Origin of the sequence: Klebsiella sp. MPUS7, from assembly GCF_009905335.1 — a bacterium.
Taxonomy (GTDB): Bacteria; Pseudomonadota; Gammaproteobacteria; order Enterobacterales; family Enterobacteriaceae; genus Klebsiella; species Klebsiella grimontii.
The window spans coordinates 527,183-548,112 of sequence record NZ_CP047604.1 but is presented as its reverse complement, the minus strand read 5'-3'; the positions used below and the strand labels follow the sequence as shown (position 1 = coordinate 548,112).

The following is a 20,930-nucleotide window of genomic DNA, read 5'->3' as shown; positions in this document are numbered from 1 at the left end:
AAATGCGGGAAGGATTGTAGTTACGCGCCTGCCTGGGGGTAGCGGTCAGCCGGAATGCGGCTGGCGATGACGTTATTCGGTAGCGGCCGGAGATCTCCAGCAACGACCAATAGCTGACCCCTGAACGCCGTATTCATTGAGATATTTATCCAGCTCAACCATCCCGGTCCAACGGTTCTCACACCACAGCGGCGCCAGCAGCATAGGACGTCGGGCGCTGGCGGAAATACGGTGATAAATCACCCCTGGCGGGGTATGGCGGATCATCTCGCCTGCGGTGACCGTATAGTCCGCCAGATCAATACCCTGCAACCTTCCGGCCTGCCACGCCCTGGCCATAATGCTGCCCTTCACAATATGAAGTGGATGCAGCTTAATGCCGTCTACGCCGGTCTCTACCACCTGTTTTAGCGTTTCAAGGCATTCGCTCTGCCCTTCACCCGGCAGGCCAACGATAAGGTGGCTGCACACTTTGAGGCCCCGCTCGCGCGCCAGACGAGCTGTACGCTGGTAGCAGGCAAAATCGTGGCCGCGATTAATTCGGCGCAGCGTTTTATCGTGCGCGGTTTGTAAACCCAACTCGAGCCAGACTTCATAACCCTGCTGCCGATATTCAGACAGCAGATCCAATACCGCTCCGGGGACGCAGTCCGGGCGAGTGCCCACGCAGAGCCCGACGATATTCGCCTGGCTGACCGCCTGCTGATACATGGAGCGCAGTACCTGTACCTCGGCAAAGGTGCTGGTATAAGCCTGGAAATAGGCCAGATAGCGTTTTGCGCGGTTAACCCGCTGCGCCTGATGGGCCAGCTGTTCAGCGATCGAGCTGTGCTGCTGTTCTTCATCGGCAAAAGAGGCGACATTACAGAACGTACAGCCGCCGCGACCAAGGGTGCCATCGCGATTTGGGCAACTAAATCCACCGTGCAGCGTCAGTTTATGAACCTTTTCACCGTAGCGGCGCATAAGATCCCCACCAAACATATTGACTAATTTTTGTAACTGCATAATCTGATAGACCGGCCTTAAGAAAGGGGCCAAGCCTGCCATTTTTAGCTACCGACGGCGATGACCTGGATCAATCGTCAACGCGGCCGCTTATCTCATTGCATAAACAATCAAGATAACTGCAATTTAATTCACCATCATGGTAATGAGTTTTCCTTATATATAGCCTCTGATTTGCCATTATCTTTACCAGGGCATAAAACAGTACCAATAACTTTTAATCAAACAAAAACCAGTTTAAAAAACTGCAATAAATGAACACTTCAGCACAGAACGATAATAGCGTGCCGTCGATATAGTGAGACAGATCACACTCGATCAAGCCGTTCCCTGCGCTTCCTTGGCATTCAAAAGACCGTTATTTTCTTAAAAATCAGTATATTATATGTTGTATAGCACATTTTTGTATAAATAAGATTGCCATTTGACGTATGTGTGGATTCCCGATAAGTTGGGAATCCGCTGGAAGCTTTCTGGATGAGCGCTCTGCTCATCATATTTATGCAGTAATTGAGATTCCCTCTTAACAGCAAGTCCTCAAACTTGTGTACCGACGCGAAAAGGATTTAAAGAGGGCGAATGCGAGGTGTAAACCCCGTCGCCATGCTCTTTCTGTGCCCGTGCGCAATCGGTATCGGAGGGTGTCCCGTAGAGCCTGGGGAGGTTCACTGATATGTTGTACGATAAATCCCTTGAGAGGGATAACTGTGGTTTCGGCCTGATCGCCCACATAGAAGGCGAACCTAGCCACAAGGTAGTGCGAACCGCTATACACGCACTGGCCCGAATGCAGCACCGCGGCGCGATTCTTGCCGATGGAAAAACCGGCGACGGTTGTGGCTTGCTGCTACAAAAACCCGATCGTTTCTTCCGAATTGTTGCGGAAGAGCGCGGCTGGCGTTTAGCCAAAAATTACGCCGTTGGGATGCTGTTCCTTAATAAGGATCCTGAACTGGCCAAAGCGGCACGCCGCATCGTCGAAGAAGAACTTCAACGCGAAACGCTGTCTATCGTTGGCTGGCGCGATGTGCCGACTAATGAAGGCGTTCTTGGTGAAATCGCCCTCTCCTCGCTGCCCCGTATTGAACAAATCTTTGTGAACGCCCCGGCTGGCTGGCGTCCGCGCGACATGGAGCGCCGTTTATTCATCGCGCGTCGCCGTATCGAAAAACGCCTGCAGGAAGATAAAGATTTCTACGTTTGCAGCCTGTCGAACCTGGTCAACATTTATAAAGGTCTGTGTATGCCGGCGGATCTGCCGCGCTTCTACCTGGATCTTGCGGACCTGCGCCTGGAGTCGGCGATCTGCCTGTTCCACCAGCGCTTTTCCACCAACACCGTGCCGCGCTGGCCGCTGGCGCAGCCGTTCCGCTATCTGGCGCACAACGGCGAGATCAACACCATCACCGGCAACCGCCAGTGGGCCCGCGCCCGTACCTATAAGTTCCAGACGCCGCTGATCCCGGACCTCCACGACGCCGCGCCGTTCGTCAATGAAACCGGCTCTGACTCCAGCTCCATGGATAACATGCTGGAGCTGCTGCTGGCGGGCGGGATGGATATCATCCGCGCCATGCGCCTGCTGGTGCCGCCAGCCTGGCAAAACAACCCGGATATGGATCCAGACCTGCGGTCGTTCTTCGACTTTAACTCCATGCATATGGAGCCGTGGGACGGCCCGGCGGGCATCGTCATGTCCGACGGTCGCTATGCCGCCTGTAACCTCGACCGTAACGGTCTGCGCCCGGCGCGCTACGTCATCACCAAAGACAAGCTCATCACCTGCGCTTCCGAAGTCGGGATCTGGGATTACCAGCCGGATGAAGTGGTCGAAAAAGGCCGCGTTGGCCCGGGCGAGCTGATGGTTATCGATACCCGCGAGGGGCGTATTCTGCACTCCGCGGAAACCGACAACGATCTGAAAAGCCGCCACCCATATAAAGAGTGGATGGCGAAAAACGTCCGTCGCCTGGTGCCATTCGAAGATCTGCCGGATGAAGAGGTCGGTAGCCGCCAGCTGGACGATGATACCCTCGCCAGCTACCAGAAACAGTTTAACTACAGCGCTGAAGAGCTGGACTCCGTCCTGCGCGTACTGGGTGAAAACGGCCAGGAGGCGGTCGGCTCAATGGGCGACGATACCCCATTTGCCGTGCTCTCCAGCCAGCCGCGTATCATTTACGATTACTTCCGCCAACAGTTCGCGCAGGTGACCAACCCGCCGATCGATCCGCTGCGCGAAGCGCACGTCATGTCGCTGGCCACCAGCATCGGCCGTGAAATGAACGTCTTCTGCGAAGCGGAAGGCCAGGCGCACCGCCTGAGCTTCAAATCGCCGATTCTGCTGTACTCCGATTTTAAACAGCTGACCACCATGGAAGAGGAGCACTATCGCGCCGACGTCCTGGATATCACTTTTGATGCCACCGCAACCACGCTGGCTGAAACCGTGAAGGCGCTGTGCGATAAAGCCGAACAGATGGTACGTAACGGTACCGTTCTGCTGGTGCTCTCTGACCGCAACATCGCGAAAAACCGTCTGCCGGTACCGGCTCCGATGGCGGTCGGCGCAATTCAGACCCGACTGGTCGATAAGAGCCTGCGCTGCGATGCCAACATTATTGTCGAAACCGCCAGCGCCCGCGATCCGCACCATTTTGCCGTGCTGCTCGGCTTCGGCGCGACGGCTATCTACCCGTACCTCGCCTATGAAACCCTGGCGAAGCTGGTGGATAACAAAGCCATCGACAAAGAGTACCGCGCGGTGATGCTGAACTATCGTAACGGCATCAACAAAGGTCTGTATAAAATCATGTCGAAGATGGGGATTTCGACCATTGCGTCCTATCGCTGCTCGAAGCTGTTTGAAGCGGTCGGCCTGCATCGCGACGTCTCCGACCTGTGCTTCCAGGGCGTCGTCAGCCGCATCGGCGGCGCGGGCTTCGATGACTTCCAGCAGGATCTGCTGAACCTGTCGAAACGTGCCTGGCTGGCGCGTAAACCGCTGGACCAGGGCGGCCTGCTGAAGTACGTCCACGGCGGCGAATATCACGCCTACAACCCGGACGTGGTGCGTACCCTGCAGCAAGCGGTACAAAGCGGCGAATACGGCGATTACCAGCAGTACGCGAAGCTGGTTAACGAGCGTCCGGCGGCAACGCTGCGCGATCTGCTGGCCGTGACGCCGGACGGCACCACGGTGAGCCTGGAAGACGTTGAGCCGGCCAGCGAGCTGTTCAAACGCTTCGATACCGCGGCGATGTCTATCGGCGCGCTGAGCCCCGAAGCGCACGAAGCGCTGGCGGAAGCGATGAACAGCATCGGCGGTAATTCCAACTCCGGCGAAGGCGGCGAAGACCCGGCGCGCTATGGCACGAATAAAGTCTCGCGCATTAAGCAGGTTGCTTCCGGCCGCTTCGGCGTAACCCCCGCTTATCTGGTCAACGCCGACGTTATCCAGATTAAAGTCGCTCAGGGCGCGAAGCCTGGCGAAGGCGGCCAGCTGCCGGGCGATAAAGTGACGCCCTACATCGCCAAACTGCGCTATTCCGTGCCGGGCGTGACGCTGATCTCCCCGCCGCCGCACCACGATATTTACTCTATCGAGGATCTGGCGCAGCTGATTTTCGACCTGAAGCAGGTCAACCCGAAGGCGATGATCTCCGTGAAGCTGGTTTCCGAACCGGGCGTCGGGACTATCGCCACCGGCGTGGCAAAAGCTTACGCGGATTTAATCACCATCGCTGGCTATGACGGTGGCACCGGCGCCAGCCCGCTCTCTTCAGTGAAGTACGCAGGCTGTCCGTGGGAACTGGGACTGGTGGAAACCCAGCAGGCGCTGGTTGCCAACGGGCTGCGCCACAAAATTCGTCTGCAGGTGGACGGCGGCCTGAAAACCGGCCTTGATATCATCAAAGCGGCCATCCTCGGGGCTGAGAGCTTCGGCTTCGGTACCGGCCCAATGGTCGCGCTGGGCTGTAAATATCTGCGTATTTGCCACCTGAACAACTGCGCAACCGGCGTAGCAACCCAGGACGACAAACTGCGTAAGAACCACTATCACGGTCTGCCGTTTAAAGTGACCAACTACTTTGAATTCATCGCCCGCGAAACTCGCGAGCTGATGGCGCAGCTGGGCGTGAAGCGTCTGGTGGATCTGATTGGTCGCACCGACCTGCTGAAAGAGCTGGACGGATTTACCGCCAAGCAGCAGAAGCTGGATCTGAGCAAGATGCTGGAAACCGCTGAGCCGCATCCTGGCAAAGCGCTGTACTGCACGGAGAACAACCCGCCGTTCGACAATGGCGTACTCAATGCCCAGCTTCTGCAGCAGGCGAAACCGTTTGTTGACAGCAAGCAGAGCAAAACGTTCTGGTTCGATATCCGCAACACCGATCGCTCCGTTGGCGCATCGCTGTCCGGTTATATCGCCCAGACTCACGGCGACCAGGGTCTCGCTGCCGACCCGATTGTCGCCCACTTTAGCGGTACTGCGGGCCAGAGCTTCGGCGTGTGGAATGCCGGCGGCGTCGAACTGCATCTGACTGGCGATGCGAACGACTATGTGGGTAAAGGGATGGCTGGCGGCCTGCTCGCCATTCGTCCTCCGGTAGGCTCGGCCTTCCGTAGCCACGAAGCCAGCATCATCGGCAACACCTGCCTGTACGGCGCGACCGGCGGTCGCCTGTATGCTGCGGGCCGTGCGGGCGAGCGTTTCGCGGTGCGTAACTCCGGCGCGATCACCGTCGTCGAAGGTATTGGCGACAACGGCTGTGAATACATGACCGGCGGCATCGTCTGCGTGCTGGGTAAAACCGGCGTCAACTTTGGCGCAGGCATGACCGGCGGCTTTGGTTACGTTCTGGATGAAGATGGCGACTTCCGCAAACGCGTGAACCCTGAACTGGTAGAAGTGCTGGACGTTGACTCTCTGGCCATCCATGAAGAGCACCTGCGCGGTTTGATTACCGAGCACGTGCAGCTTACCGGCTCGCAGCGCGGCGAAGAGATCCTGGCTAACTGGCCGGCCTTCTCAGCGAAGTTTGCGCTGGTTAAACCGAAGTCCAGCGATGTTAAAGCACTGTTGGGTCACCGTAGTCGTTCCGCAGCTGAGCTGCGGGTGCAGGCGCAGTAAGGGGTTAAGATGAGTCAGAATGTCTATCAATTTATCGACTTACAGCGAGTTGATCCGCCAAAGAAAGCGCTGAAGATCCGTAAAATTGAATTTGTGGAAATTTACGAGCCGTTTTCAGAAGGCCAGGCCAAAGCACAGGCGGACCGCTGCCTGTCCTGCGGCAACCCGTACTGCGAATGGAAGTGCCCGGTGCATAACTACATCCCGAACTGGCTGAAGCTGGCTAATGAAGGACGTATTTTTGAAGCGGCGGAGCTGTCGCATCAAACCAATACCTTACCGGAAGTCTGCGGGCGCGTTTGCCCACAGGATCGTCTGTGCGAGGGTTCCTGCACGCTGAACGATGAGTTCGGCGCGGTCACCATCGGCAACATCGAACGCTATATCAACGATAAAGCGTTCGAAATGGGCTGGCGCCCCGACCTTACCGGCGTAAAGCAAACCGGTAAAACCGTCGCCATTATCGGCGCGGGTCCAGCGGGCCTGGCGTGCGCCGACGTGTTGACCCGCAACGGCGTGAAGGCGGTGGTTTTCGATCGCCATCCGGAAATCGGCGGTCTGCTGACCTTTGGTATTCCGGCGTTTAAGCTGGAAAAAGAGGTGATGACCCGCCGTCGCGAGATCTTCACCGGCATGGGCATCGAGTTCAAACTCAATATCGAAGTGGGCCGCGATGTACAGCTCGACGATCTGCTGAAAGATTACGATGCGGTGTTCCTCGGCGTCGGGACCTATCAGTCCATGCGCGGCGGGCTGGAAAACGAAGACGCTAGCGGGGTCTTTGATGCGCTGCCGTTCCTGATCGCCAATACCAAACAGATCATGGGCTTTGGCGAAACGGCGGACGAGCCGTACGTCAGCATGGAAGGCAAGCGCGTCGTGGTTCTTGGCGGTGGCGACACCGCTATGGACTGCGTGCGGACCTCGATTCGCCAGAACGCCACTCACGTCATCTGCGCCTATCGCCGTGATGAGGTGAACATGCCGGGCTCGAAGCGCGAAGTGAAAAACGCGCGTGAAGAAGGCGTGGAGTTCCAGTTCAACGTCCAACCGCTGGGCATTGAAGTGAATGCCAACGGTAAGGTATGCGGCGTGAAGATGGCGCGTACGGAGATGGGCCAGCCGGATGCGAAAGGCCGCCGCCGCGCGGAAATCGTGGCCGGTTCTGAGCATGTGGTGCCCGCCGATGCCGTTGTAATGGCGTTTGGTTTCCGTCCACACAGCATGGAATGGCTGGCGAAGCACAGCGTCGAGCTCGATTCTCAGGGCCGCGTGATTGCGCCGGAAGGCAGCGACAACGCCTTCCAGACCAGCAACCCGAAAATCTTCGCCGGGGGTGATATCGTTCGCGGTTCCGATCTGGTGGTGACGGCGATTGCCGAAGGCCGTAAGGCGGCTGACGGGATCCTGAACTATCTGGAAGTGTAAAATGAGAAGCTTGCGGGCTCCGTGCCCGCAAGCTCTTTATTCAAAGATAAACAATGCTGATTACCGCCTCGCCGTCCAGCTACACCTTCTGCCCGCTTCTGATATTACCCCCAACCGCTGCGCTTATCTGTAAAGGCGTCTTTGCCTGTGAGAGCGGAACTGGCGCGGGCATCTCATGCCGTAATGGCGATCCCGGTGGACGTCTCACAGTGAATCGTTAAAGTGATGTCCCGCGCGCCCAGTTGGGTAAAGGCGGTGGTTGATAGCAAGCCGACATGCCGCGAGCCAAAATCAACGACGTCGTTATTACTAAAGTCGGTGTATACCCCGCCGCCTCCGCGGTCACGGTAAAATCCATGTTCAGATTGTTGGCGGCATAAAGTATTGGGCCAGGGTCAATTTGGCCGGGATCGCAAAAAAATCCGGGAACTAAAACGGGTCTATTTACACCAAGGCTGCCGACTATAGGATAAAAAAAGCGAAGCATGTTCAGAAACACGCTTCGCTCATTTTTAATGATGTTATCAAATTCAGATGTGAATTAAGATATAAAACAGGCCCCGAAGGGCCTGGCAAAGATTATTTTACGACGCGCAGCGCCGGACGCCCACCGCGAGGAGGCGGCGTATCGTCGGGATCGTCGTCGTGATTATCCGGCTTATCGCCATCGATCACCGACATGACCGTTTCGCTGTCAGGCAGCTCTTCGTCATCGTTCAGGCTAGTGACATCTTCATCATAGGCCGCTTCCGGTTCGAACATGGTCCCTGCGCCATTCTCACGCGCGTAAACCGCCAGTACGGCAGCCATCGGCACGGAGACATTGCGCGGCACGCCGCCGAAGCGCGCGTTAAAACGCACTTCGTCGTTGGCCAGCTCGAGGTTACCGACAGCGCGTGGGGCAATATTGAGAACAATTTGCCCATCGCGAGCGTACTCCATCGGGACCATTACGCCCGGCAGAGTGACGTCAACGACCAGATGCGGAGTCAGCTGGTTATCCAGCAGCCACTCATAGAACGCTCGTAATAGATACGGGCGACGCGGCGTCAGCTGTGATACATCCATCATTTAGCCCCGACCGAGACGCATTTCACGTTCGGCTTCAGTTAAAGAAGCGAGGAAAGAGTCGCGCTCAAATACGCGAGTCATATAGCCTTTAAGCTCTTTCGCGCCAGCGCCGACCAGCTCTACGCCGAGAACCGGCAGACGCCACAGCAGTGGTGCCAGGTAGCAGTCCACCAGGCTGAACTCATCGCTCAGGAAGTAGGGCTTCTGGGTGAAAACTGGCGCAATCGCCTGTAGTTCTTCACGCAGCTGCTTACGCGCAGTATCAGCCTGCGCAGCGGTACCGGTCTGAATGGTATTCATCAACGAATACCAGTCCTTTTCGATACGCTGCATATACAGACGGCTTTCCCCACGCGCCACCGGGTAAACCGGCATGAGCGGCGGATGCGGGAAACGCTCATCCAGATATTCCATAATGATGCGAGATTCCCACAGAGTGAGCTCACGATCCACAAGCGTCGGTACGCTTTGATTCGGGTTGAGGTCAATCAGATCCTGAGGCGGGTTGTCCTTCTCCACGTGCTCTATCTCAAAACTAACACCTTTTTCGGCCAGCACGATGCGGACCTGATGGCTATAGATGTCAGTAGGACCAGAAAACAGCGTCATTACCGAACGTTTGTTGGCAGCGACAGCCATGAAAACCTCCAGGTATATTCAGAATTTTTGTACTGCTGCCGACCACGCATGGCCAGCCAGATGTAAAAACCCCATTTGCGTGACTTCATTTCGTTCGTCATCCAAACAAAAAATGAACAATCACCTGCATTTGGGCAGAAAATTGGATGATAGTTTACCAGATTTTGAAGAGGTTGTGGTGAGGGGATTCTGGAAATGCTGAAAAAGTGGTAACAATGGGGCGTTTGTAGAGGGAAAATGGCAAATTTATCCATAAAAAAACCCGCCGAAGCGGGTTTTTTCGCAAATTGTTCTGCGTGAGCAGAAAACAATTAACGTTTGGAGAACTGAGGACGACGACGTGCTTTACGCAGGCCGACTTTCTTACGTTCAACCTGACGAGCATCACGAGTAACGAAACCAGCTTTACGCAGTTCGCCACGCAGGGACTCGTCGTACTCCATCAGAGCGCGGGTGATACCGTGACGGATCGCACCAGCCTGACCAGAGATACCACCACCTTTAACGGTGATGTACAGATCTAATTTCTCAACCATGTCGACCAGTTCCAGCGGCTGACGAACTACCATGCGGGCAGTTTCACGACCGAAGTACTGTTCCAGAGAACGCTGGTTGATAACGATTTTACCGTTGCCCGGTTTGATGAAAACGCGAGCTGCGGAACTTTTGCGGCGACCGGTGCCGTAGTATTGATTTTCAGCCATTGCCTATAATCCCGATTAGATGTCAAGAACTTGCGGTTGCTGTGCCGCGTGGTTGTGCTCGTTACCCGCGTAAACTTTCAGCTTACGGTACATAGCACGACCCAGCGGGCCTTTTGGCAGCATGCCTTTAACCGCGATTTCAATCACACGCTCAGGACGGCGGGCAATCATCTCTTCAAAGGTCGCTTCTTTGATACCACCGATGTGGCCGGTGTGGTGGTAGTACATTTTGTCTTCGCGCTTGTTGCCGGTTACAGCAACTTTTTCTGCGTTCAGAACGATGATGTAATCACCGGTATCAACGTGCGGAGTGTATTCCGCTTTATGCTTGCCGCGCAGGCGCAGAGCCAGTTCGGAAGCCAGACGGCCCAGAGTTTTACCGGTCGCGTCAACAACATACCAGTCGCGTTTTACGGTTTCTGGTTTAGCTGTAAAAGTTTTCATTAAAAGCTTACCCAAATAAATAAGTTACACGTTGGTGAACACCCAAACGTTTAGTCAGTTGAGGTTCACACGACATTGTCCAGCAAACCTACCCCTTCGAATAGCCTATGCCGGCACATAGAAAGTTTTGGGAAAAAAACCTTCTCGTAACGTGGGGTCGCAAGATTATAGAGAAGTCGGGGTCAAAGATCGACCCCTTTATGTGATTTGTACCCGGTTTTACCCCGGTAAGTGTTCCCGCTTCAGATACTCCTCGCTCTGCATCTCCTGCAGGCGCGACAAACAGCGCTGGAACTCGAATTTTAACCTCTCACCCTGATAGATCTCATAAAGCGGTACCGCCGCGCTGACCACCAGTTTAACGTGGCGCTCATAGAACTCATCAACCAGGGCGATAAAGCGCCGCGCCTCGCTCTCCATCAGCCCAGTCATCACCGGCACCTCAAAAAGCATCACGGTATGAAACAGACGCGAGAGCGCAATATAGTCATGCTGGCTGCGCGCATCCACGCACAGCGTGGCGAACGACGCCGCCAGCGTCTGGTTCTCTACGCCCAGCGTCGGCAGCGGACGATGGTTGATCTCCAGCGTCGGCGCCTGTTCGCGCTTCGCACCTGCCAGCGCCAGCCACAATTTATCCATCTGCTGCTGGGTCTCAGCATTCAGCGGCGACAGCCACAGATGCGCCTGGGTCAGCGTGCGCAGGCGGTAATCAATACCGGCGTCGACATTCATGATATCGCAATGTTGCTTAATGGCGTCGATGGCGGGCAGGAAACGGGCGCGCTGAAGGCCGTTCCGGTACAGCTCGTCAGGAGGAATATTCGATGTCGCCACCAGGGTTATGCCGCGAGCGAACAGCGCTTTCATTAGACCGCCCAACAGCATCGCATCGGTAATATCAGAGACGAAAAACTCATCGAAGCAGAGCACGTCGGTTTCAGCTTTGAAACGGTCCGCAACGATTTCCAGCGGATCGCTGTGCCCCTGCAGCGTCGTTAACTCTTCATGTACCCGCAGCATAAACCGATGAAAATGCAGACGTTGTTTACGTTCTCCCGGCAGGCTTTGATAGAACAGGTCCATCAGCCAGGTTTTCCCCCTGCCGACCCCGCCCCACATATAGAGACCGCGAACCGCGACCGTTTCGGCAACGGGTTCGCGCTTGCCCAGCAGCTTGCCGAATTTCGCCCGTAAACCGCCGACGGTTTGCGGCGCTGCCGAAGGTTTATTCTGCAATTCATGAAAAATCGTATCGAGGCGGCTGACCGCTTCTCGCTGTACGTCGTCAGGTTGGTGGCTCCCCTCGTTGAGAGAGGAAAGGTAACGCGATGTTGGGGACAGGCTTTGCATGATCTAATTCTTATTCCTTGAAAACCGTAATGCCGTAGCTCACGATTGACGAAAAAAAGGCCGCTCTACACTACGTGATGATACGCCAGGATTCCACTTCTGTGGAATTAGCGGTTATAGTGGCACTATCGGGCGCAGGCGGAGAGCCTCACAGCCATCCTACGGAACCACAAAACAACGGGAGATGTTCATGACCTGGGAATACGCGCTAATTGGGCTAGTTGTCGGCATCATTATCGGCGCCGTCGCGATGCGTTTTGGCAATCGCAAATTACGCCAACAGCAGGCGCTGCAGTTTGAACTGGAAAAGAATAAAGCAGAGCTGGAAGAGTACCGCGAAGAGCTGGTAAGCCATTTTGCCCGGAGCGCAGAGCTACTGGATAACATGGCGCATGATTACCGCCAGCTGTATCAGCATATGGCGAAAAGTTCCAGCAACCTGCTGCCGGACAGCATGGCGGACGCCAATCCGTTCCGCAATCGTCTGGAAGAGTCGGAAGCGGGCAACGATCAGGCTCCGGTCCAGATGCCGCGCGACTACTCTGAAGGCGCCTCCGGCCTGCTGCGCGGCGGCGTAAAGCGCGACTAATCCGCCAACGACAGTAAAAATATTTTCCGGGCGCACCCTCAGCGCCCGTTTCAACCTCTCATCCCAGCTACAATTTAACTATCGCCCACATTGTTACCGGGCCGAAAATTCAATAACATCGGACCATTCGGGACGTTTCCCATACACCTCAGGTTACGAGAGCCAGCATCTAATGAATAAACAGACTTTGCTGTTAAGTGCGTTAGCGTTAAGCGTTGGGTTGTCGTTGTCCGCCTTACCTCCGGCAGCAGCGTCTTTACCGACACAGGTTCCCGGCCAGGGCGCGTTGCCAAGCCTCGCGCCGATGCTGGAAAAAGTGTTGCCGGCGGTGGTGAGCGTACAGGTTGAGGGCACCGCGTCACCCGCGCAGAATATGCCGGAAGAGCTGAAGAAGTACTTTGGCGACAATGCGCCGCAAGAGCAGGCGCAGCCGTTTGAAGGCCTGGGTTCTGGGGTCATCATTGACGCGGCAAAAGGCTACGTGCTGACCAATAATCACGTGATTAATCAGGCGCAGAAAATCAGCGTCCAGCTTAACGATGGTCGCGAGTTCGATGCCAAACTGGTCGGCAGCGACGAGCAGAGCGATATCGCCCTGCTGCAGCTGTTAAAACCCAGCAATCTGACGCAAATCGCGATCGCCGACTCCGATAAGCTGCGGGTAGGCGATTTCGCCGTCGCCGTCGGTAACCCGTTTGGTCTGGGTCAGACCGCCACATCCGGGATTATTTCAGCCCTTGGCCGCAGCGGCCTGAATCTTGAAGGGCTGGAGAACTTTATCCAGACCGATGCCTCGATCAACCGCGGCAACTCCGGCGGCGCGCTGCTGAACCTCAACGGCGAGCTGATTGGCATCAACACCGCCATTCTGGCCCCGGGCGGCGGCAGCGTCGGCATTGGCTTCGCGATCCCCAGCAATATGGCGAAAATTCTCTCCCAGCAGCTTATTCAGTTTGGTGAAATCAAACGCGGCCTGCTGGGCATCAAAGGCATGGAAATGAGCGCGGATATCGCCAAAGCGATGAATCTCGACGTCCAGCGCGGCGCCTTCGTCAGCGAAGTGCTGCCAAATTCAGGGTCGGCCAAAGCGGGCATCAAATCTGGCGACGTTATCGTCAGCCTGAACGGCAAGCCGCTCAACAGCTTCGCCGAACTGCGCTCCCGCATCGCCACGACCGAGCCGGGGACCAAGGTGAAGCTGGGGCTCCTGCGCGAAGGAAAGCCCGTAGAAGTTGAAGTCACCCTCGACAAGAGCACCTCTTCTTCCGCCAGCGCCGAACTTATCGCGCCAGCCCTGCAGGGCGCATCGTTAAGCGACGGTCAGATGAAAGACGGGACCAAAGGCGTCGTCATTGATAATGTCGATAAAGCCAGCCCTGCCGCCCAGGCGGGGCTGCATAAAGACGACATCATTATTGGCCTCAACCGCGAGCGCGTAAGGTCCATTGCTGAACTGCGAAAAGTGCTTGAAAGCAAGCCGACGGTGATTGCGCTGAACGTCGTTCGCGGCAGCGAAAGCATCTATCTGCTGCTGCGTTAACTCGCCTTCCGGGCATCGCGTGCAGTGCGATGTCCGGACAAGACGTGTTATGCTGCGCCTGTCCATCCATCAACGATATCTGCATCATGCCTGGAAAGCTTTTACGTTCGATACTTATTGGTTTGATTGTCGGCGGTCTGCTGCTGGCCGTTATGCCTTCGCTGCGCCAGTGGCAGCTTTCGCCGACCACGCAATACGATAGCGCGGATGAATCCCCCGCCAGCTATAATTCCGCCGTTCGCCGCGCCGCCCCGGCGGTCGTGAACGTCTATAACCGGGCACTCAACAGCACCAGCCATAACCAGCTAACGCTCGGTTCCGGCGTGATCATGGATCAGCGCGGCTATATCCTGACCAATAAGCACGTTATCAACGATGCCGATCAGATTATCGTGGCCCTACAGGATGGTCGGGTTTTTGAAGCGCTGCTGGTCGGCTCGGATACTCTCACCGATCTGGCGGTGTTAAAAATCAACGCCAGCGGCGGCCTGCCGGTCATTCCGATTAACCCGAAACGCGTGCCGCATATCGGTGACGTCGTGCTGGCGATCGGCAACCCGTACAACCTTGGGCAAACCATTACCCAGGGCATTATCAGCGCCACCGGCCGTATCGGCCTGAACCCCACCGGGCGCCAGAATTTCCTGCAGACCGACGCGTCAATCAATCACGGTAACTCCGGCGGCGCGCTGGTGAACTCGCTGGGCGAGCTGATGGGTATCAATACCCTGTCATTTGATAAAAGCAACGATGGCGAAACGCCGGAAGGGATCGGCTTTGCGATCCCTTTCCAGCTGGCAACCAAGATTATGGATAAGCTGATCCGCGATGGCCGCGTTATTCGCGGCTATATAGGGATCAGCGGCCGCGAAATTGCGCCGCTGCATGCGCAGGGCGGCGGGATCGATCAGCTGCAGGGGATCGTGGTGAATGATGTTGCGCCGGAAGGCCCGGCCGCCCAGGCAGGGATCCGCGCCAACGACGTCATTATTTCGGTTAACGACAAGCCCGCCGTTTCCGCCCTGGAAACCATGGACCAGGTCGCAGAGATTCGCCCGGGCTCGGAAATTCCGGTGGTGATTATGCGCGATGATAAAAAACTTACGCTGCATATCGCCGTCCAGGAATATCCTGCGACCAATTAACAGGCTCCCCGCCAGGGGAGCGCTTTTCAATCAGCAAACAATGGCCCGGCCGGGAATTTCGCCAGAAACCCGGTCACGGCCAGCAGCGACCACAGTCCGGGCCACGCAAACTGGCGCTCCCGCAGTTCATCATCGAGCGTCATCAGCGCAAACTCGCCGTTATCACCCAGAACTCCCCCCTGCCAGAGCAACCGCTGGGCCTGCTGCCGCGCCCAGGGGGAATCACTTTTCCAGGCCAGCAGATGCAGCAGCGCCTGCTGCAGGCAGATGCCATATGAATGCTTATCCCGCAGCAGCCGCCGGTAAACCGGCAGCGATATGCTGCGCACGGTATAGAAACCGCTGCGGATTTCGCTATCAACATCCGCAATGCCAGCACAGAACTGACCGGCGAGGTCGCACAGACGATTGTGCGTCAGCGGCTGACCAAGAATTTCCAGACGCCCGGCAGCCGCACACAGTAGCCCGCTCCCTTGCTGCTCATGTGTCAGCGAATCAGGTAAAGCCGCCACCGTTTCAGCGGCCCCGGCCTGCGCATGCCGTACGCCAGCGTCATAGCAACGGACAAAAAAATCATGGCTACCCTGAGCGATTGATGGGTGCGCCAGCAGATTCAGAGCCGGATGCAGTTGTTCAAGTTCCTCCAGCGACGCAAGGGTGTAATCAACAACGCTGTCCTTTGCCGACGCCCTGCTGTCAGGACGTAATGCTATGGTTTCATTCATCAAAGTCTCCTTACAGGAAATCTCCCGGGTCGCGGCTGACGCCTTACCCGGGCTACGGGTTTACAGTCATCTGCGATCCCGTAGCCCGGACAGGCGCAACGCGCCGCCTCCGGGAAGAGCACAGAACTACATCGCCAGCACGTACTTGAGCATCACCCCGGCGGCTATCGCCGAGCCAATCACTCCCGCCACGTTCGGGCCCATCGCGTGCATCAGCAGGAAGTTCTGCGCGTCCGACTCCAGCCCCACCTTGTTCGATACCCGCGCCGCCATCGGCACCGCCGACACCCCGGCCGAGCCAATCAGCGGGTTGATTTTGTTGTGACTGAACAGGTTCAGCAGCTTCGCCATCAGCACGCCTGCCGCGGTGCCGATACAGAACGCAATCACCCCCAGCACCAGAATCCCCAGCGTCTGCGGCTGGAGGAACTTGTCCGCCACCAGCTTGGCGCCCACCGATAACCCGAGGAAAATGGTCACGATATTTATCAGCGCGTTCTGCACCGTGTCGCTCAGGCGCTCCACCACGCCGCTTTCGCGCATCAGGTTGCCGAAGCAGAACATCCCCAGCAGCGGCGCCGCGTCCGGCAGCAGCAGCGCCACCAGCAGCAACAGCACCGCCGGGAACAGGATTTTCTCCCGCTTACTCACCGTGCGCAGCTGCACCATGCGGATTTTCCGCTCCTTATCCGTGGTCAGCGCCTTCATAATCGGCGGCTGGATTAACGGCACCAGCGCCATATACGAGTACGCCGCCACCGCTATCGCCCCCAGCAGCTCCGGCGCCAGCTTGCCCGACAGGTAAATCGCCGTCGGGCCGTCCGCGCCGCCGATAATGCCTATCGCCGCCGCCTGCGGCAGGGTGAAGCTGATAATCCCGAAGTAGTTCAGCGTCAGCGCCCCGAGCACCGTGGCGAAGATACCGAACTGCGCCGCCGCCCCCAGCAGCAGGGTGCGCGGGTTGGCCAGCAGCGGGCCGAAGTCGGTCATCGCCCCGACGCCCATAAATATCACCAGCGGGGCGATACCCGACCCGATGGCGACCTTATAGAACACCGCCAGCACCCCGGCGGAGTAGCCCATATCCACCGCCTGCTGCTCCATCTGCCCCTGCACCGACGGCAGGGCCAGGGCTAATGCCTCCTTGATGGCATGAACGTCCGGCAGGCAGTTGAGCTTCGCGGCAATCACCGCCAGCTGCCCGGCGTCGTGGTGCGCCAGCAGGCTCTCCAGGGCGGTCAGCGCCAGCCCGGCCTCCGGGATATTCGACAGCAGGCCGCCGAAGCCAATCGGCAGTAGCAGTAACGGCTCGAACTTCTTCGCAATCGCCAGCCACAGCAGCAGCAGGCTCACCAGCAGCATGATGGCCTGGCCGATGCCGAGGTGCATCAGGCCCATGCCCTGAATCAGGGCGTTCAGACTTTCCATGGTTCCTGTTCCTTACGCCAGCGTCATCAGGGTGTCGCCGACCGCCACCGCGTCGCCGGATTTCACCGCGATACCGCGCACGGTGCCGGCCTGCGCGGCGCGGATTTCGGTTTCCATCTTCATGGCTTCGAGAATCAGCAGCACGTCGCCTTCGGCGACCGTCTGGCCTTCGGTGGCAGTCACCTTCCAGATATTGCCCGCCAGCGGCGCGGTCACCGGGGTGCCTGCGCCTGCCGGGGCGGCAGCGGCTGGCGCGGTGGCAGGAACAGCCGCGGTCAGCTGGCTGATATCGCCGCCGTCGCTGACCTTCACCACAAAGGCTTTGCCCTCGACTTCCACGGTGTAGACGCCGGAGGCGGCAGGTTTTACCGGGGCAGCGGCAGGTTTCGCCTCTTCCGCCTGCGGAACCGGCTCAAAGGCCGCCGGGTTGTTGCGGTTCTCAAGGAACTTCAGGCCGATTTGCGGGAACAGGGCCACGGTCAGCACGTCGTCGATGGCGTTATCGGCAAGCATGATGCCCTTCTCCTGCGCCTGGCGCTTCACATCCGCTTCCAGCATTGCCAGTTCCGGTTTGAGTAAATCCGCCGGGCGGCAGGTCACCGGGGCGGCCCCCTCCAGCACGCGCGCCTGCAGGGCGGCATTAACCGGCACCGGGGTGTGGCCATATTCGCCTTTCAGTATCCCGGCGGTCTCTTTGGCGATGGTTTTGTAGCGCTCCCCGGTCAGGACGTTAAGCACCGCCTGGGTGCCGACAATCTGCGAGGTCGGGGTGACTAAAGGAATAAAGCCGAGGTCCTCGCGCACGCGGGGGATTTCCGCCAGCACCTGGTCGAGTTTGTCGGCGGCGTTCTGCTGCTTCAGCTGGCCCTCGAGGTTGGTGAGCATCCCGCCCGGCACCTGGGCCACGAGGATACGGCTGTCGGTGCCCTTCAGCTGGCCTTCAAAGGCGTGATATTTCCTGCGCACCTCGCGGAAGTAGGCCGCGATGCTCTCCAGCTTCAGGATATCCAGCCCGGTGTCGTGTTCCGTTCCGGCCAGCGTCGCCACCAGCGCCTCGGTGGCCGGGTGGCCGTAGGTGGCGCTCATGGAAGAAATCGCCGTGTCCACGCCGTCGACGCCCGCCTCGATGGCCTTCAGCAGGGCCATCTCCGCCATCCCGGTGGTGGCGTGGCAGTGCAGGTGCAGGCGCACGTTGTGGCGCTTTTTGATTTCACTGACCAGCTCATACGCCGCCATCGGGGTGAGGATACCGGACATGTCCTTGATGGCGATGGAGTCGACGCCGGTTTCCAGCAGCTGTTCGGTCAGGTCCAGCCAGGTCTGCAGGGTGTGCGCCGGGCTGGTGGTGTAGGAGAGCGTGCCCTGGGCGTGCGCCCCGTGGCTGCGCACCGCCCGCAGGGCGGCCTGCATATTGCGCGGGTCGTTCATGGCGTCGAAGACGCGGAAGACGTCCATGCCGTTTTTGACGGCGCGCTCAACAAAGCGTTCGACCACGTCATCGGCGTAGTGGCGGTAGCCGAGGAGGTTCTGGCCGCGCAGCAGCATCTGCAGCGGGGTCTTCGGCATGGCCTTTTTCAGCTCGCGCAGGCGGACCCACGGGTCTTCGCCGAGAAAGCGGATGCAGGCGTCAAAGGTGGCGCCGCCCCAGCACTCGAGGGAGCCGTAGCCCACGTCGTCGAGCTGCGCGGCGACGGGGAGCATATCGTCGAGGCGCAGGCGGGTGGCGAACAGGGACTGGTGGGCGTCGCGCAGGACGACATCGGTAATGGCAACGGTCATGGATTCCTCCGTGAATTAAGGGTTAAGGCGGCGATGGTGGTGGATAGCGGCGGCAATCACCGGCTTTAAGCGGGCGAAGTCGTCAGCGGGCGCGGCGGCGGCAGGCGCGGCTCTGGGCGCCGGGGCCGGTGCGGGGAAGACGCGGTTGACGGCGGCGGACATGCCCTGGATGGCGAAAATCAGCACAAACAGAAACGCCAGCACAAACCCCATGCCGAGAAACATCAGGGTGAAGCCTTCACCTAATAGCAGTGCTGCATCAGTCATAAAATAGCCTTCGAGCAGGAGGCACGATAATGATGTTATTTATAACGAAAATAATAAGGGTGGATTTCCCTGAACCGCCCCGGCCAGAGTCCCTGTTTATTATCGCAATAAACGTATCGCCATCATTATCGTGCAATTCATATAACCCAGATTATTTGATAAAGCTTACGTGCTGGCATATTTCATCAGCGACGATCTCTTTACGCTGGTTAAAAATAATTTTGTTCTGTTCGAACAGGTTATTTCCATGGGTATCAATGGAAACGATTAACGGGCCAAACTCTTTTACCCGACATACCCATAGCGTTTCCGGCATTCCCAGATCGCGCCACTGCGCATCTTCGATCTCTTCCACGCACACCGCGGCCACTACCGCGCAGCCGGCCGGGAATACGCAGTGCAGCGCTTTATGCTCCGCGCAGCCCTCTTCGGTGCCTTTCCCCATGCCGCCTTTCCCAACGATTAATTTCACGCCGGTATGCGCAATAAATTCTTTTTCGAATTTTTCCATGCGCATGCTGGTGGTTGGCCCAACGGAGACCATTTCAAATTTATCGTCTTCGCCTTTAATTGGGCGGACAATTGGGCCAGCGTGTAAAATAGCGCCGCCGCGAACATCTACAGGTAATTCGCGCCCACCTTCAATTAATCGACGATGCGCCACATCACGACAGGTAACAATATGACCGTTGAGATAAATAATATCGCCCGCTTTAATATCGGCTAAATCTTCATCTTTAATTGGCGTAGTCAGGATTTTTTTCGTCATCAGAAATTCACTCCGCTATGAGACGTAATGGTGTAGTTCAGGTCTTTATCAAAAACGATATGTCCTTTCCGGTGCGACCAGCAGCCGACGTTCACCGCCACACCGATGGTGGAGGGATGGCGCGCGGTGTTTTCAATATTCACGCCCATGACGGAGGTATTACCGGACATCCCCTGCGGCCCAAGGCCAATTTTGTTAATGCCGTCTTCCAGCATTTTCTCCAGCGAAGCCGCACGCTCATTCTCATTGTGCGAACCGATCGGACGCATCAGCGCTTTTTTCGATAGCAGCGCCGCCGTTTCAACAGAGGTCGCCACGCCCACGCCAACCAGTAGCGGCGGACAGGCGTTAAGGCCGTAGCTGGTCATCACATCCAGCACAAAGCGGGTTACGCCTTCATAACCTGCGCCCGGCATCAGCACCATCGCTTTCCCCGGCAGAGAACAGCCGCCGCCCGCCATATAGGTGTAAATGCTGCACTGGTCAGAATTGGGAACGATCTCCCAGAATACCGTCGGCGTACCTTTACCCACGTTTTTACCGGTATTGTATTCATCAAAAGTCTCAACGCTGTTGTGGCGCAGCGGGGAATCCACGGTCGCTTTGATCACCGCTTCACGCAGCAGCGCTTCCAGTTCGCCGATCAGCGGGAAGTTGGCCCCGCACTCCACCAGAAACTGAATCACGCCGGTATCCTGGCAGGAAGGGCGATCCAGTTCTTTTGCCAGACGCTGGTTCTCAATCATGGTCGTAAAGATGACGTCGGCCAGTTTACTGGTCTCTTTTTTATGCAAATCTTCCAGTTTTGCGGTGACGTCATCAGGCAAGACTTTGCCGGTGTACCCCACAAATTTGGCCATAATATTGGTCATATGGGATATCTGTTCACTTTTGCTCATAAAGGCTC

18 protein-coding genes are annotated in these 20,930 nt (G+C 57.3%); 5 read left to right on the top strand and 13 right to left on the bottom strand.

What is annotated here, in order from left to right; translation table 11 throughout:
- Positions 1-72 precede the first annotated feature (72 nt).
- The gene (locus GUC22_RS02595; protein WP_142477021.1) at positions 73-1,008 is read right to left on the bottom strand and encodes a TIGR01212 family radical SAM protein; all 936 of its coding nucleotides are present in this window, start codon (positions 1,006-1,008) and stop codon (positions 73-75) included.
- 673 nt (positions 1,009-1,681) lie between these two features.
- Between GUC22_RS02595 and gltB the strand changes: the two genes are divergently transcribed.
- Complete coding sequence (gltB, locus tag GUC22_RS02590; protein ID WP_049250658.1) at positions 1,682-6,142, top strand: glutamate synthase large subunit; 4,461 nt, start codon at positions 1,682-1,684, stop codon at positions 6,140-6,142.
- 9 nt (positions 6,143-6,151) lie between these two features.
- The gene (locus tag GUC22_RS02585; protein ID WP_160183335.1) at positions 6,152-7,570 is read left to right on the top strand and encodes a glutamate synthase small subunit; all 1,419 of its coding nucleotides are present in this window, start codon (positions 6,152-6,154) and stop codon (positions 7,568-7,570) included.
- 173 nt (positions 7,571-7,743) lie between these two features.
- On the opposite strand, the gene GUC22_RS27360 is transcribed toward GUC22_RS02585, so the two are convergent.
- From GUC22_RS27360 to zapE, 6 genes are all read right to left on the bottom strand, one after another.
- A complete protein-coding gene (locus GUC22_RS27360) occupies positions 7,744-7,839 on the bottom strand; it encodes a DUF1120 domain-containing protein (protein WP_223226930.1) in 96 nt (31 codons plus the stop codon).
- Between the two features lie 310 nt (positions 7,840-8,149).
- On the bottom strand, positions 8,150-8,638 hold the full coding sequence (gene sspB / locus GUC22_RS02575; protein ID WP_014226996.1) for a ClpXP protease specificity-enhancing factor: 489 nt from the start codon (positions 8,636-8,638) through the stop codon (positions 8,150-8,152).
- Between the two features lie 3 nt (positions 8,639-8,641).
- Positions 8,642-9,280 (bottom strand): stringent starvation protein SspA, encoded by a 639-nt coding sequence (sspA, locus tag GUC22_RS02570; RefSeq protein WP_004134697.1) that lies wholly within the window; start codon positions 9,278-9,280, stop codon positions 8,642-8,644.
- Positions 9,281-9,591: 311 nt separating this feature from the next.
- The gene (rpsI, locus tag GUC22_RS02565) at positions 9,592-9,984 is read right to left on the bottom strand and encodes a 30S ribosomal protein S9 (protein WP_000829815.1); all 393 of its coding nucleotides are present in this window, start codon (positions 9,982-9,984) and stop codon (positions 9,592-9,594) included.
- Between the two features lie 15 nt (positions 9,985-9,999).
- A complete protein-coding gene (gene rplM / locus GUC22_RS02560; RefSeq protein ID WP_004106200.1) occupies positions 10,000-10,428 on the bottom strand; it encodes a 50S ribosomal protein L13 in 429 nt (142 codons plus the stop codon).
- Between the two features lie 219 nt (positions 10,429-10,647).
- The gene (gene zapE, locus GUC22_RS02555; RefSeq protein WP_049089736.1) at positions 10,648-11,781 is read right to left on the bottom strand and encodes a cell division protein ZapE; all 1,134 of its coding nucleotides are present in this window, start codon (positions 11,779-11,781) and stop codon (positions 10,648-10,650) included.
- 190 nt (positions 11,782-11,971) lie between these two features.
- Between zapE and zapG the strand changes: the two genes are divergently transcribed.
- The 3 genes from zapG (at position 11,972) to degS (ending at position 15,055) form a co-directional block, all read left to right on the top strand.
- Positions 11,972-12,370 carry a Z-ring associated protein ZapG gene (zapG, locus tag GUC22_RS02550; RefSeq protein WP_004125749.1) on the top strand — a complete coding sequence of 133 codons (399 nt, stop codon included), beginning with the start codon at positions 11,972-11,974 and terminating at the stop codon, positions 12,368-12,370.
- 172 nt (positions 12,371-12,542) lie between these two features.
- Complete coding sequence (gene degQ, locus GUC22_RS02545; protein ID WP_024358764.1) at positions 12,543-13,910, top strand: serine endoprotease DegQ; 1,368 nt, start codon at positions 12,543-12,545, stop codon at positions 13,908-13,910.
- Between the two features lie 86 nt (positions 13,911-13,996).
- On the top strand, positions 13,997-15,055 hold the full coding sequence (degS, locus tag GUC22_RS02540; RefSeq protein ID WP_004134703.1) for an outer membrane-stress sensor serine endopeptidase DegS: 1,059 nt from the start codon (positions 13,997-13,999) through the stop codon (positions 15,053-15,055).
- A gap of 26 nt (positions 15,056-15,081) precedes the next feature.
- Here degS and GUC22_RS02535 read toward each other — a convergent pair whose 3' ends face one another.
- The 6 genes from GUC22_RS02535 to ttdA all read right to left on the bottom strand — a co-directional run bounded on the left by GUC22_RS02535 (position 15,082) and on the right by ttdA (position 20,922).
- On the bottom strand, positions 15,082-15,780 hold the full coding sequence (locus tag GUC22_RS02535; RefSeq protein ID WP_098066901.1) for a triphosphoribosyl-dephospho-CoA synthase: 699 nt from the start codon (positions 15,778-15,780) through the stop codon (positions 15,082-15,084).
- Positions 15,781-15,906: 126 nt separating this feature from the next.
- Complete coding sequence (locus GUC22_RS02530; RefSeq protein WP_131930422.1) at positions 15,907-17,208, bottom strand: oxaloacetate decarboxylase subunit beta; 1,302 nt, start codon at positions 17,206-17,208, stop codon at positions 15,907-15,909.
- A gap of 12 nt (positions 17,209-17,220) precedes the next feature.
- The gene (gene oadA / locus GUC22_RS02525) at positions 17,221-18,987 is read right to left on the bottom strand and encodes a sodium-extruding oxaloacetate decarboxylase subunit alpha (RefSeq protein WP_160183334.1); all 1,767 of its coding nucleotides are present in this window, start codon (positions 18,985-18,987) and stop codon (positions 17,221-17,223) included.
- Positions 18,988-19,002: 15 nt separating this feature from the next.
- Positions 19,003-19,254 (bottom strand): oxaloacetate decarboxylase subunit gamma, encoded by a 252-nt coding sequence (locus GUC22_RS02520; protein ID WP_064411287.1) that lies wholly within the window; start codon positions 19,252-19,254, stop codon positions 19,003-19,005.
- Positions 19,255-19,405: 151 nt separating this feature from the next.
- Positions 19,406-20,023, bottom strand: a complete 618-nt coding sequence (gene ttdB, locus GUC22_RS02515) for a L(+)-tartrate dehydratase subunit beta (protein ID WP_049087090.1) — start codon at positions 20,021-20,023, stop codon at positions 19,406-19,408.
- A complete protein-coding gene (gene ttdA / locus GUC22_RS02510) occupies positions 20,023-20,922 on the bottom strand; it encodes a L(+)-tartrate dehydratase subunit alpha (protein WP_004139744.1) in 900 nt (299 codons plus the stop codon). The genes ttdB and ttdA overlap by 1 nt, the downstream gene beginning before the upstream one ends.
- Positions 20,923-20,930: the final 8 nt, after the last annotated feature.

Excerpts from the sequence above, each read along its gene's own strand:
- GUC22_RS02595 (WP_142477021.1), bottom strand. The coding sequence starts at position 1,008 with ATGCAGTTACAAAAATTAGTCAATATGTTTGGTGGGGATCTTATGCGC.
- gltB (WP_049250658.1), top strand. The coding sequence starts at position 1,682 with ATGTTGTACGATAAATCCCTTGAGAGGGATAACTGTGGTTTCGGCCTG.
- GUC22_RS02585 (WP_160183335.1), top strand. The coding sequence starts at position 6,152 with ATGAGTCAGAATGTCTATCAATTTATCGACTTACAGCGAGTTGATCCG.
- sspB (WP_014226996.1), bottom strand. The coding sequence starts at position 8,638 with ATGGATGTATCACAGCTGACGCCGCGTCGCCCGTATCTATTACGAGCG.
- sspA (WP_004134697.1), bottom strand. The coding sequence starts at position 9,280 with ATGGCTGTCGCTGCCAACAAACGTTCGGTAATGACGCTGTTTTCTGGT.
- rpsI (WP_000829815.1), bottom strand. The coding sequence starts at position 9,984 with ATGGCTGAAAATCAATACTACGGCACCGGTCGCCGCAAAAGTTCCGCA.
- rplM (WP_004106200.1), bottom strand. The coding sequence starts at position 10,428 with ATGAAAACTTTTACAGCTAAACCAGAAACCGTAAAACGCGACTGGTAT.
- zapE (WP_049089736.1), bottom strand. The coding sequence starts at position 11,781 with ATGCAAAGCCTGTCCCCAACATCGCGTTACCTTTCCTCTCTCAACGAG.
- zapG (WP_004125749.1), top strand. The coding sequence starts at position 11,972 with ATGACCTGGGAATACGCGCTAATTGGGCTAGTTGTCGGCATCATTATC.
- degQ (WP_024358764.1), top strand. The coding sequence starts at position 12,543 with ATGAATAAACAGACTTTGCTGTTAAGTGCGTTAGCGTTAAGCGTTGGG.
- degS (WP_004134703.1), top strand. The coding sequence starts at position 13,997 with ATGCCTGGAAAGCTTTTACGTTCGATACTTATTGGTTTGATTGTCGGC.
- GUC22_RS02535 (WP_098066901.1), bottom strand. The coding sequence starts at position 15,780 with ATGAATGAAACCATAGCATTACGTCCTGACAGCAGGGCGTCGGCAAAG.
- GUC22_RS02530 (WP_131930422.1), bottom strand. The coding sequence starts at position 17,208 with ATGGAAAGTCTGAACGCCCTGATTCAGGGCATGGGCCTGATGCACCTC.
- oadA (WP_160183334.1), bottom strand. The coding sequence starts at position 18,987 with ATGACCGTTGCCATTACCGATGTCGTCCTGCGCGACGCCCACCAGTCC.
- GUC22_RS02520 (WP_064411287.1), bottom strand. The coding sequence starts at position 19,254 with ATGACTGATGCAGCACTGCTATTAGGTGAAGGCTTCACCCTGATGTTT.
- ttdB (WP_049087090.1), bottom strand. The coding sequence starts at position 20,023 with ATGACGAAAAAAATCCTGACTACGCCAATTAAAGATGAAGATTTAGCC.
- ttdA (WP_004139744.1), bottom strand. The coding sequence starts at position 20,922 with ATGAGCAAAAGTGAACAGATATCCCATATGACCAATATTATGGCCAAA.